The following is an 11,436-nucleotide window of genomic DNA, read 5'->3' on the forward strand; positions in this document are numbered from 1 at the left end:
GAGGATTTGATGGACGCCACCACTCCCCTTGCTGCGCGCCAGGCGCGCCCCCGCATCCTTCTGGTAGAGGATGACGATGGGGTACGCCGTTCGCTGCATCTGCTGCTGCACGGCAGCGGGTATGAAGTGCGCTCCTATGCCGCGGCCGGGCCGCTGCTCGCGGATCCCACCGCCAACAACGCCTGGGGTCTGATCGCCGATTATCTGCTGCCGGATTGCGATGGGCTGGATGTGCTGCGCGCGCTTCAGGATGGCGGCTGGGCCGGCAAGTCGGTGCTGATCACCGGCCACCTCTCGCCGGAGCTCCGCAAGGCCGCGACGGATGCCGGTTTCGGCGCGATCCTGGAAAAGCCGCTGCGCCGCCACGACCTGATGGGCGCGCTTAGCTAGGCGCCCGCCTGCCCCCTCCCCGAAACGGGACCGGCCGCCCGAAGGCGGCCGGCTGGGAGACATTTCATTCCGGTCCATGCGGCGATGCCGCGGGGTGCGCGGCGGCCGGTGGATGCCGGCCGCCGCCTCCCCCCTTTTGACCGCGGTTAGAACCGTCCGCGCAGGCCGATCATGATCTGCCGTCCGGGGTTGTAGCTGGTGAACGCGGCATTCTCGAACTGGAAGTAGCTGCGCTGATTCGCCTTGGTGATGTTGATCACGTCGACGGTCAGCTCGGGCAGCCCCTTGGTGCCCAGGATCTCGGCCAGGTCGAAGCTGCTGCCGAAATCCCACTGCTGATAGTCGTCGTTGTAGATCGAGGCGAGCGGGATGCCGTTCTGGTTGCTGCCCGACGCCGGGTTGCCCTGGGCGAAGGTGGTCGAAAGCCGCGCCGAGATGCCGTGGTTTTCGTAATAGGCGGTCAGGTTGTAGGTGACCGGCGACACGCCCGTCGCCACCGCCGGGGCCGCGCCCGACGCCTTCTGCTCGATCAGCGTCAGGTTGGCGGTGAAGCCGAAGCCGTTGATGCCCAGATAGCGGCCCAGCAGGAAATCGAGCGGCTGGACCCAGTTGAACTCCAGGCCGTTGACCTTGAGCGTGCCCGTGGCGTTCACCTGCTGCTGCAGCACCACGGTGGCGCTGCCCGGGCCGCCGCGCGAGTTGATCGCGGCCTGCTGGGTCGGCGACAGCGTGTCATAGGTGACGCCATAGGTTGCCAGCGCCGAGAAGGGCACGGTCACCGTGCCGTTCACGGTGAAGCCGGTCACCGCCTTGCGGAACGCGGCGAAGCCGACATAGCCCTCCGCCCCGGTATAATATTCGAAGCCCAGATCGATATTGTCCGAGATGAACGGATCGAGCGCCGGGTTGCCCACCGAGCCTACGTCCGCCGAGGGCGAGCTGAAGTTCAGGCCCGGCAGCATCGAGCTGGGGTTCGGGCGGGTCATCGTCCGCGACACCGCGGCACGCACCACGGCGTTGCCGGTGATGTTATAGGCCGCGCTCGCCGACGGCAGCCAGTTGCCGTAATCGGTGTTCGTGTAGACGAAATTGACCACGTTCGGATAGCAGGAGCCATCGCGGACATTGCCCGCCCCCGGGCAGGCGGCGGGCAGCGGGCCGGCGCCGTCCGGGTCCTGCGAGTTGCGCGGATCGGAGATCGACACGCGGCCGCCGATCGTCTGGTCGGTGCGCACGTAGCGCAGGCCGATATTGTACTTGAGCTGTCCGTCGCCAAGCTGGGTATCGCCGTTCAGCTCGGCGAAGGCGCCCCACACCTTTTCACGGACATAGCCGCCGCTGGCGCCCGTGTTGGTGCCGCCCGCTTCGGGCGCGGCGTCGTGGAAGGCGTCATAGTTGGACGCCGCCTTGAACTTCTCCCAGTCCACGGTCACGAATCCGCTCGGCCCCGGCATCAGATAGGACGCCAGCGCCGATTGCGGGATCAGCGACCCGGCATAGGTCACCGGCCCGGCCGAACCCGCCGAATATCCGGTGCCATAGGCGGGATAGCTGGGATAGCCGGCGGGCGCCGCGCCGGGCGAATTCAGGCCCTGGCACGCCGGCTGGGTGTTCGGGCTGGGCACGAACACGCTGGGACGGTTGCCGCACACCGCATTCTGCCACGCCTGCGAATTGTCGAAGCCGCGGATCTCGCGCGAGACGTCGTCATAGGCGGCGCCGACATGCAGGTTGAAGCCGCTGTCGCCCCAGGTCAGGTCACCGCGGATGCCCTTGGTCTCGGTCAGGCGGCGCTCGTCCTGGATGTTCACGCGGCCGCCGTTCCAGCCGAAGCTGGCCGGATTGTTGAGGTCGATGTTGGTGGTGACGTTCGGGAAATCGCCCGCCGAATTGTCATAGGTTACCGTCACGCCCGAGCTTGCCGGGGTGATCACCAGCACGGTGGGCGATTCGCGATGGAACTTGCTGCGCGTATAGTTGCCGCTGATCGACGCCTTCAGCGTATCGCTGAACTCCACCTCCAGCCCGGGATTGATGCCCCAGAAGCTCACCTCTTCGATGAACGGGCGGTATTCGAGGAACCACTGGGCGTTGTAATAGGTGCCGCCGGTGACGACGCATCCCTGGGTGCAGTCGCTGCGGTCATAGGTGGTGTTGACCGGGATCATCGCGCCGTTGCGGCCAACCCAGTTCATGTCGATGCGCTGCAGGTTGTTCTTCTTCCACCCGTACATGCCGTCGACATAGGCGTGGAAGCCGTCGCCGTTATATTCCAGGCTGGCGATCGCGTTGATCCGGTCCTTGGTGCCAAACTCGTCCGAAGGACGGCCCAGGCGCGGGATGATGCCGTTGTCGATCTGGGTGATGTTGGCGCCCGGGTTGCGCGCCAGCAGGAACGCCTCGTCGATCGTGGTGCCGGTGGCCACGCCGGGGATGTTGGCGTTGGCGGGCACGGTGCCGGGGATCGTCCAGTTGCCGCCGCCGGTGCCGTTGCGGGTGGAAGAGCTGCTCTGCGTCGCCGACAGGTTGGGGTTGGTCCAGCCGATCGTCTCGTATCCGGTGACGCGCACGCGGTTGCGCACCCCCGCCACGCCCACCAGCACGCCGAAATCGCCGCTGGTCGTGCTGGCCAGGACGGAGCCGCGATAGCCCCAGTCATCGGCGTTGCTGTTCTTGGTGACCTGGCCCGAATAGGTGACGTGCGTCCCCGGATTGTCGAACGGGCGCGCGCTGCGCATGTTCACGGTGCCGGCCGCGCCGCCCTCCAGCATGCCGGCGGTCGGGCTCTTCTGCACGGTCAGGCGGCTGAACAGCTCGGTCGGGAACAGGTCCAGGTCCACCTCGCGGTTGGTGCTCTGCGCGTCGGTACGGCCGGTGGAGGCGATCGCGACCGGCGCGTTGTTGAGCAGGACGCGGGTGAAGTTGGTCCCCAGGCCGCGGATCGTGACGTTCAGGCCCTCGCCCGTGATCTCGCGGCTGATCGTCACGCCGGGCACGCGGTTGAACGATTCGGCCAGGTTGGTGTCGGGGAACTTGCCGATGTCCTCGGCGAAGATCTCGTCGGTGAAGCCGGTGGCGTCCTTCTTCGAGTTGGTCGAGTTCTGAAGGCTGCGGCGATAGCCGGTGACGACGATCTCCTCGCCGTTCCCTTCGGCGGACTGGGCGTCCTGCTGCGGCGCGGGCGCGGCCGCCTCCGGCTGTGCATCCGGCGCCGGATCTGCGGCGGCACGCGCCAGCGCGGGCCAGGCGGTTCCCGCAAGCAACACTGCGCCGAGCATCGCTGCACGGCGCGCATTCGACGGATTCGAGAGTCGCGTGATCATGGTGTCCCCTCCTCAAAGCGCCTCTTTTGGGCTCACCGCACATCGCCGTTCGCAATGTTAGCGGTCACATTTCCCAGTATTTCTGGTCTGAGTTGGTGTCAACTCATACATTTGAGGAGGCGTAACGATCCTGCGGCGAACCGGCCGGCCCGCGCGCCAGGGCCTGCGCGCTGCCTTCCCTGTGCCATTTCCGTCACTTGCACGGCTGCGGCGCGCCGCGGCTGTTGCGCGCGCGCGCGGCTTGGCTAATCTGCCGCGGTCCGAAGGGGGGACCGATGATCCGCTTGCTCGCCGCCATCCTGATGCTGATCGCCGCAGCCGGCGAGGCACGCGCCCAGGCCTGGCACCGCGCCGAGACGCGCCACTTCACGCTCCAGGCCGAATTGCCGGCCGATGAGGTGCGCCAGCTCGCGCGCGAGCTGGAGGCGCTCAACGCCGCGCTGATGACGATGACCGGCGCGTCCGAGGCCGCGCGCGGGCGCAAGCTCGACATCCTGATGGTCGACGACATCGCCACGCTGCGCAAGCTGACCACCGCCGACGATCTGACCGAGGCGCTGTTCTTCAACAACGCGATCGATCAGGCGGCGATCGTGGCGCGCGCCGACAAGCGCAGGCGCGCCGCCTATGACATGCGCGAGGCGCTCTTCCACGAATATTGCCACTATTTCCTGCGCCGCTACCTGCCGGGCATCTATCCGTCCTGGTACAATGAAGGCTTCGCCTCGGTGTTCGAGAGCGCCCGGATTACCGGCGGCACGCGGGTCCGCATCGGGGAGATCCCGCGGGTCGCGCTGTGGCTCGATCCCGCTGCGCTGACGCCCTTCGCCCGGATCGCCAGCGTCGAGAACGCGCTGGAAATGACCAAGGACCGCGACAAGCTCTACGCCCAGGGATGGCTGATCGCGCATCATTCGCTGTTCGGCGGCAAGCGCGCGGCGGAGGTGAAGCGCTATCTGGACCTGGTCCGCTCCGGCAGGCCGCTCGGCAAGCCCGAGCTGCTGTTCGCCGGCGGCTATGCCGGGTTCGACGCGGACATCGCCGCCTATGCCGCGGCCGATCTGCCGCCGCCGCGCGACATCGCCGTGCCGCACGTGCCCGACGCGGAGATCGCGGTTCGCGAGCTGCGCCCGGGCGAGGTCGCGCTGCTGGAGCGCCGCGTGGACGATGCGGAGCTGGACGGCGCCTGGGCGGGCGAGGACGCCAGCCAGTTCCTGCTCGCCTATGCCTCCGCCAACAACAAGCTGGGCAAATGGCCCGACGATCCGGCGCTGGCGCTGTACACCGCCAAGCTGGCGTTCCTCGCCGGACGTTCGATCCGCGCGACCGAGCTGGTCGATCCGCTGATCGCAAAGAGCCCCGGCGATCTCGACATACTCGCGCTGAAGGGCCGGGTGCTGGTGCTTTCCGCCCAGGCCGCGCACGGCACCCCCACCGCCACCTCCCGGCTGGCCGAGAGCCGCAAGCTGCTGATGGGCGTGCTGGCGCGCGACGCCTCCCACGTCGATGCGCTGGCGGGAATGAACGAGAACCTCACCGAGGCGCGCGGCGCCAATGTGGAGGCGATCGGCTATCTGCGCCGCGCCATCGACCTTGAGCCCAGCAACACCACGATGCGCTATCGCGCGATCGGGCAGATGCTGCGGATCGGCGATTATCGCGGCGCGATCGCCATGCTCCAGCCGCTGGCCAACGCCCCGCACGACGGCTCCAGCCGCCAGTTCGCGCTGGAGCTGATCGCCGAGATCCGCCGCCGCTCCGGCATCCGCTGAGCGGCGCGCGCCTAGCCCCGCTCCACCCGCGCCGCGAAACAGCCATGGGCGGCGTTGTGTGCGTGGATATAGGCGACCTCCGGCCGTGCGAAGAGTTCGCGGATGCGTGCGTCCGCCTCGCCCGCCATCGCCAGCAGCGCCCCGGCAAGATTGCCCGCTGCATCATATCCCCGCAGCGCGATCGGCCGCCCTGCGAACACCGGCGCCGGTTCGTCCTCCACCACCGCTGCCCGCGCCGCGCCCTCGCGCACATAGATGGCGTAGCTGTTGCGATAGGGCGTCGCCACGTCATGGTCGGTATGGTTGAGCAGCAGCAGCGCCTCCCCCGGCTCCGCGTCCTCCAGCGTGATGCGGCAGGGAAAGCCCGGCTTGTGCGTGGCGGTGACGCGGCGCACGCCCCGCTCCGCCAGCGCCGCCTCGTCCAGCCCGAACAGCGCCGCGAAGCGCGCGGGCGCCAGCCCCTCGATACGATAGCTCATGCCTGTTCCTCCTCCACGCCCTCGCGCCGCCGCAGCACCAGCTTGCGGTCGATGCCATAGGCGTATCCGCCCATGCTGCCGTCGGCGCGCTGGGCGCGGTGGCAGGGGATGACGATCGCGACATGGTTGGCGCCGCACGCGGTTCCGGCGGCGCGCACCGCGCGCGGGTTGCCGGCCTCGGCGGCAAGCTGGGCATAGCTGCGCGTCTCGCCGGGCGGGATCGCGCGCAGCGCCTGCCACACCGCCTCCTGGAAAGCCGTGCCCTGGACGTCCAGCGGCAGGTCCGCGTGGCGCCCCGGCGCCTCCACCTCCGCCACCACCCGCGCCGCCAGCTCGGCCAGCGCGGCGCCCCCCTGTTCGATCTCGGCCGCCGGAAAGCGCCGGGCGAGCTGGATCGCGTCCTCGTCGAAGGCGACACGGCACAGCCCCTTGCCCGTCGCCGCGATCAGCAGCGGGCCAAGGCTGGTATCGGCGATCGTCCAGCGGATCGTCACCCCCGCCCCGCCGCGGCGCCAGGCGCTGGGCGTCATCCCCAGCCGCGCGTTGGCGGTCTCGTAGAAGCGGCTCGGCGCGGAATATCCGGCCTCATAGATGGCGCCGGTCACGGTCGCCTCCGCCTTCAGCGCCTCGGCGGCGCGGCGGGCGCGCAGCCCGCGGGCATAGGCGGCGGGCGTCACGCCGGTGGCGCGCTTGAACAGCCGGTGGAAATGATGCGGCGCATAGCCCACCTGCGCCGCCAGTTCGTCGAGCCCGATGCCGTCTTCCGCCCCCTCGATAAGCGCCACCGCGCGGGCCACCGCCAGCCGGTCGCGCCCCGTCTCGTCGGGCTTGCAGCGCAGGCAGGCGCGGAAGCCCGCGGCGCGCGCGGCATCGGCATCGGGATAGAATGCCACATTCTCGCGCTTCGGCCGCCGCGCCGGGCAGCTCGGCTTGCAATAGATGCCGGTGGTGGTCACCGCGACGATGAAGCGCCCGTCCGAATGCCGGTCATGCGCCAGGAAGGCGGACCAGGCCGCATCCTCGCTCAGGGGAAGGTCGTTGCTCATGGCCCCGGTATAGGCCGCTGCCCGGGCGCAGGCATCCCGCCGCTTGCGCCCAAAGCGCCGGGGCTTTGCACGATGCCGGCCCGCACAACTACTCGTACAAAATCATGCCGGGACTTGCCCTGCGCCGCGGATCGCGTAACCGTTACCGCTAACAGAACCTGGGCCGCCGCACGCACGGATGCCCGCCGCGCTGGAGGGGATCGAGTGAGCATCTGGCAACGCACCCGCGCGCTGCGCTGGTGGATCATCGCGATCGTGATGCTGGGCACGATCATCAACTATCTGGTCCGCCAGACGCTGGGCGTCGCCGTCGCCACCGAGCCGTTCCAGGCGGACGTGGCGATGACCAAGGAGCAATATTCCTGGGTCACCGGCATCTTCCAGGGCTTCATCATGCTCCAGCCGGTGGTCGGCTATATCCTCGATCGCATCGGGCTGCGCACCGGCATGGCGGTCTTCGCCACAGGCTGGGGGCTGCTCACCATGGCGCACGGGCTGGTGACGAGCTGGCAGGGGCTGGCGGTGCTGCGCGGCGCGCTGGGCTTTGCGGAGGGCACGTCGCACACCGCGGGGCTGAAGGTCGTGTCCGAATGGTTCCCCGCCAAGGAGCGCGGGCTGGCGGGCGGCATCTATAATCTCGGCGCGTCTGCGGGGATCGCGCTGGCAGGGCCGCTGGTTGCGATATCGGTGGTGTGGTGGAGCTGGCGCGCGGCCTTCTATGTCGCGGGGGCGCTGGCGCTGCTGTGGGTGCTGCTGTGGCTGCGCTGGTACCGCGCGCCCGAGGAGCACCCCGCCATCGCGCCCGAGGAGCTGGAGACGATCCGCTCCGGGCAGGAGGCGCATGTCCAGTCCTCCGGCCGCAAGCCCGCGGTGCTGTCGCTGCTCGGCCGCCGCAATTTCTGGGGCATCGCCATCCCGCGATTCCTGGCCGATCCCACCTGGGCGACGCTCACCTTCTGGCTGCCCCTCTATCTGCACGAGGTGCGGGGGATGGACCTCAAGTCGCTGGCGGTGGCGGTGGTCGTCCCCTTCGTCGCGGCGGACCTGGGCTGCCTGTTCGGCCCGGCGATGGTGCTGTGGCTCCAGCGGCGCGGCATCGGCCTGATCGACGCGCGGCGCTGGACCTTCACCTTCGGCGCGCTGCTGATGACCAGCATGGCCTTCGTCGGATCGGTCACCAGCCCGGTGGCGGCGGTGATCCTGCTCAGCATCGGCGGCTTCGCGCACCAGACGCTGTCGGTGACCTGCATCACCATGGGCAGCGACTTGTTCCGGCGCGACGAACTGGGCACCGTGGCGGGCATGGCGGGGACGATGGCCAACCTGGGGGTGATGATCTTCACGCTGCTGATCGGCGCGCTGGTCAGCCAGATCGGCTACACGCCCTTCTTCATCGCGCTGGCGGTGTTCGATCTTGCCGCCGCGGCGATCCTGTGGGCACTGGTGGTGAAGCCCGGGGGCGAGCAGGGGCGCGAGAGCGGCGTCATCCCGATCCTGCTCGGCGGCGCGGCGGCGGGCTATCTGTGGTTCGGCCCGGGCATCGGCGCGGCGGGCGTGGCGGGCTATGCCGGCTTCGGATTCGGCGTGCTGCTGCTGGTGCTGGGCATCGCCATCGAGCTGCGCGCCCGCGCCGCCCGGGGAGCCGCCGCATGATCCGCAACCCGATCCTGCGCGGCTTCAATCCCGATCCCTCGATCTGCCGGGTGGGCGAGGATTATTATATCGCCACCTCCACCTTCGAATGGTTCCCCGGCGTCCAGATCCACCACAGCCGCGATCTGGCGAACTGGCGGCTGATCGCCCGCCCGCTCAACCGCGCGAGCCAACTCGACATGCGCGGCGATCCCGATAGCTGCGGCGTCTGGGCGCCCTGCCTCAGCCACGACGGCGAGCGGTTTCACCTGATCTACACCGATGTGAAGCGCTATGGCCGCACCACCGTGGGCGGGGCATCGGGCGCGTCGCTGCGCGATTTCCACAATTATCTGGTCACCTGCGACACGATCGACGGCGACTGGTCCGATCCCGTCCATCTCAACAGCAGCGGCTTCGACCCCTCGCTGTTCCATGACGCGGACGGGGGCAAATGGCTGCTCAACATGCTGTGGGACCACCGCCCTGGGCGCAAGCGCTTCGCCGGGATCGTGATCCAGCGCTACAGCCCGGAGGAGCGCAGGCTGACCGGCGAGCGCCGCATGATCTTCGAAGGAACGCCGCTGGGCTTCACGGAGGCGCCGCACCTCTATCGCCGCGGCGGCTATTATTATCTGATCACGGCCGAGGGGGGCACGCAGTGGAACCACGCGGTCACCATGGCGCGCTCGCGCAGCCTGTTCGGCCCCTATGAACTGCATCCCCATGGCCAGATCCTCACCGCGCGCGACCGGCCCGACGCGCCGTTGATGCGCGCGGGCCATGCGGACCTGGTGGAGACGCCGGAGGGCGAGACCTGGATGGTCTATCTGTGCGGCCGCCCGCTGCCCAACCGCGGCCGGTGCGTGCTGGGGCGCGAGACCGCGATCCAGCCGATGCGCTGGGGCGACGACGGCTGGCTCTACACGCTCGACGGCAGCGGCCTCCCCCAGCTCGAAATCCCCTCCCCCGGCCTGTTCGAAGGCACGCCGCCCGATCCGGCGCCGCGCGCGGAGTTCGACGCGCCCGATCTGCCGGCCGAGTTCCAATGGCTGCGCACCCCGCATCCGGAGACGATCTTCAGCCTGTCCGCCCGCCCCGGCCACCTGCGCCTTTTCGGGCGGGAGAGCCTGGGAAGCCTGTTCGCCCAGGCGCTGGTCGCGCGGCGCCAGCAGGCCTTTTGCTATTCGGCGGCGTGCAGCATGGATTTCGCGCCGCGCCACTATCAGCAGTCGGCGGGGCTGATCGCCTGGTACAACGGCAGCAAATATCATTATCTCCACATCAGCCACGACAAGGCGGAGGGCCGCCACCTGCGCGTGATGTCCGCGCTGCCCGATTCGCCCGCGGGCGACGCCTGGACCCCGCCCGTCCCCGTCCCCGAAGGCCCGGTGGAGCTGCGCGTGGAGGTGGATTACGATCGCCTCCGCTTCGCCTGGCGCGTGCCGGGGCGCGAGTGGCATTGGCTGCCCGAGCAATTCGACGCCTCGATCCTGTCCGACGAGGCGACGCTTCCCGGCGCGGCGAACTTCACCGGCGCCTTCGTCGGCATGGCCTGCCAGGACACGTCCGGCGCCGGCCTCCACGCCGATTTCGACTGGTTCGACTATCGCGAGCGGGAGTATCGCGCCGCGGCCGACTGACCCGCGCCTGCTACCGCCGCCTGCGCGACCACCAGCGGATGCGGCGCCCCGGCCGCGGCGGCAGGGGCGGCTCGGGCGGGGGCTCCACCGCCGTCCCGCGCGCCAGCGCCGCGCGCAGCTCGGCCAGCACCTCGCCCTGCCCGCGGAATGCGCGCGCCATGTCGCGCCGCGCGATCGGCATCAGGAATTCGCAGCCGTGCGCGTCGCCATCGCGCCACACCACCTTCGCCTCGCGCGCGCCCGCGCCGCTGAGCCCGATCGAGATCAGCGTGCCTTCGGGCAGGTCCACGTCGCCATGGAACAAGATGCCCGTGCGCGAGAAATTCTCGACGCGGACGCTGACCGGAACCCCGTTCATGCCGCGCACGACACTATCGCTGTCGACATGGAAGCGGATCGCGCCGCGCGCGTCGACCTCGCCCAGAACCTCGATCCTTGCGACCAGCACGCCCCTCTCCGGCGCCGCGAACAAAGCGGCCAGGGCATCCGCTAGCGCGCAGGAGGTTAACGGATTCGAAGCGCCGCCCGCACGCCCGGCTCCGGCCCTGCCACGCCCTGCCGATTCCGGGACAGCGCCGGCGGCTTTCGCGCTGGCGGGCGGGCGGCGCGGCCCTATGCTGGGCGGCAAAGGAGATTCCATGCGCCTCGTTCCCGGCCTCGCCATGTTCCTCGCCGCCCCGCTGCTGCTCGCCGCGCAGGACGCGGGCGGGCCGCTGCCGGGCAAGGCCAACCATCCCGAGGCGCTGGCCTTCTCCGAAAGCGCCCAGCCCCAGCCCGAGACCGCGCCCGACCAGTCGGACGCCGATCCCGCGCTCGCCGCGCTGATGGACCGGATCGAAGGCGCGCTGCGCATGCCCGCGGGCGCGCAGCCGGTGGCCGGCTACACCCGCTATTATGCCTGGGCGGACAAGGCGCGGACCAAGGTGACCGGCGTGCTCGTCACCGGCGGCCGCGCCGAACGCAAATGGATCGGCTTCGACGATCTGCCGCTGTCGCTGGCGCCCGGCTGCGCGGTGGTGTCGCTGGTGTTCGACGCCGCCCGCGGCACGATCGACGAGGTCTATTGCAACGGCGGCTGAAGGGGTTCCCGGCCCCCGCCGCCCCTCCTCGCGGCATTGACTTTAGACAGCCCTTCTGCCATATGCGCCGCC

9 protein-coding genes are annotated in these 11,436 nt (G+C 69.6%); 5 read left to right on the forward strand and 4 right to left on the reverse strand.

From position 1 onward, the window contains the following. Positions 1–9 precede the first annotated feature (9 nt). A complete protein-coding gene (locus OM513_RS10715) occupies positions 10–390 on the forward strand; it encodes a response regulator (RefSeq protein ID WP_264944213.1) in 381 nt (126 codons plus the stop codon). A 146-nt stretch (positions 391–536) separates the two neighbouring features. On the opposite strand, the gene OM513_RS10720 is transcribed toward OM513_RS10715, so the two are convergent. Further along, positions 537–3,713, reverse strand: a complete 3,177-nt coding sequence (locus tag OM513_RS10720) for a TonB-dependent receptor (protein ID WP_264944214.1) — start codon at positions 3,711–3,713, stop codon at positions 537–539. A 275-nt stretch (positions 3,714–3,988) separates the two neighbouring features. Here OM513_RS10720 and OM513_RS10725 point away from each other — a divergent pair, with 275 nt between their 5' ends. After that, positions 3,989–5,485 carry a tetratricopeptide repeat protein gene (locus OM513_RS10725; protein WP_264944215.1) on the forward strand — a complete coding sequence of 499 codons (1,497 nt, stop codon included), beginning with the start codon at positions 3,989–3,991 and terminating at the stop codon, positions 5,483–5,485. An 11-nt stretch (positions 5,486–5,496) separates the two neighbouring features. Here the strand turns inward: OM513_RS10725 and OM513_RS10730 are convergent, their stop codons facing one another. Beyond that, on the reverse strand, positions 5,497–5,964 hold the full coding sequence (locus OM513_RS10730; protein WP_264944216.1) for a DUF1203 domain-containing protein: 468 nt from the start codon (positions 5,962–5,964) through the stop codon (positions 5,497–5,499). Further along, on the reverse strand, positions 5,961–7,010 hold the full coding sequence (ada, locus tag OM513_RS10735; protein ID WP_264944218.1) for a bifunctional DNA-binding transcriptional regulator/O6-methylguanine-DNA methyltransferase Ada: 1,050 nt from the start codon (positions 7,008–7,010) through the stop codon (positions 5,961–5,963). Before ada ends, OM513_RS10730 begins: the two co-directional genes overlap by 4 nt. A 204-nt stretch (positions 7,011–7,214) precedes the next feature. Between ada and OM513_RS10740 the strand changes: the two genes are divergently transcribed. Together OM513_RS10740 and OM513_RS10745 are read left to right on the forward strand one after the other, a co-directional pair. Next, positions 7,215–8,663, forward strand: a complete 1,449-nt coding sequence (locus OM513_RS10740; protein WP_264944219.1) for an MFS transporter — start codon at positions 7,215–7,217, stop codon at positions 8,661–8,663. Then, complete coding sequence (locus OM513_RS10745; RefSeq protein WP_264944220.1) at positions 8,660–10,285, forward strand: glycoside hydrolase family 43 protein; 1,626 nt, start codon at positions 8,660–8,662, stop codon at positions 10,283–10,285. Before OM513_RS10740 ends, OM513_RS10745 begins: the two co-directional genes overlap by 4 nt. Positions 10,286–10,295: 10 nt before the next feature. On the opposite strand, the gene OM513_RS10750 is transcribed toward OM513_RS10745, so the two are convergent. Further along, the gene (locus OM513_RS10750) at positions 10,296–10,733 is read right to left on the reverse strand and encodes a PilZ domain-containing protein (RefSeq protein WP_264944222.1); all 438 of its coding nucleotides are present in this window, start codon (positions 10,731–10,733) and stop codon (positions 10,296–10,298) included. 190 nt (positions 10,734–10,923) lie between these two features. Here OM513_RS10750 and OM513_RS10755 point away from each other — a divergent pair, with 190 nt between their 5' ends. Further along, positions 10,924–11,364, forward strand: coding sequence for a hypothetical protein (locus OM513_RS10755; protein ID WP_264944223.1), 441 nt, complete (start codon positions 10,924–10,926; stop codon positions 11,362–11,364). Positions 11,365–11,436 lie beyond the last annotated feature (72 nt).

Source organism: Sphingomonas canadensis (genome assembly GCF_026013525.1).
GTDB lineage: Bacteria > Pseudomonadota > Alphaproteobacteria > Sphingomonadales > Sphingomonadaceae > Sphingomonas > Sphingomonas canadensis.

What these genes read in the sequence shown, in the direction of transcription:
- OM513_RS10715 (WP_264944213.1), top strand. Translation starts at nt 10, where the DNA reads ATGGACGCCACCACTCCCCTTGCTGCGCGCCAGGCGCGCCCCCGCATC.
- OM513_RS10720 (WP_264944214.1), bottom strand. Translation starts at nt 3,713, where the DNA reads ATGATCACGCGACTCTCGAATCCGTCGAATGCGCGCCGTGCAGCGATG.
- OM513_RS10725 (WP_264944215.1), top strand. Translation starts at nt 3,989, where the DNA reads ATGATCCGCTTGCTCGCCGCCATCCTGATGCTGATCGCCGCAGCCGGC.
- OM513_RS10730 (WP_264944216.1), bottom strand. Translation starts at nt 5,964, where the DNA reads ATGAGCTATCGTATCGAGGGGCTGGCGCCCGCGCGCTTCGCGGCGCTG.
- ada (WP_264944218.1), bottom strand. Translation starts at nt 7,010, where the DNA reads ATGAGCAACGACCTTCCCCTGAGCGAGGATGCGGCCTGGTCCGCCTTC.
- OM513_RS10745 (WP_264944220.1), top strand. Translation starts at nt 8,660, where the DNA reads ATGATCCGCAACCCGATCCTGCGCGGCTTCAATCCCGATCCCTCGATC.
- OM513_RS10755 (WP_264944223.1), top strand. Translation starts at nt 10,924, where the DNA reads ATGCGCCTCGTTCCCGGCCTCGCCATGTTCCTCGCCGCCCCGCTGCTG.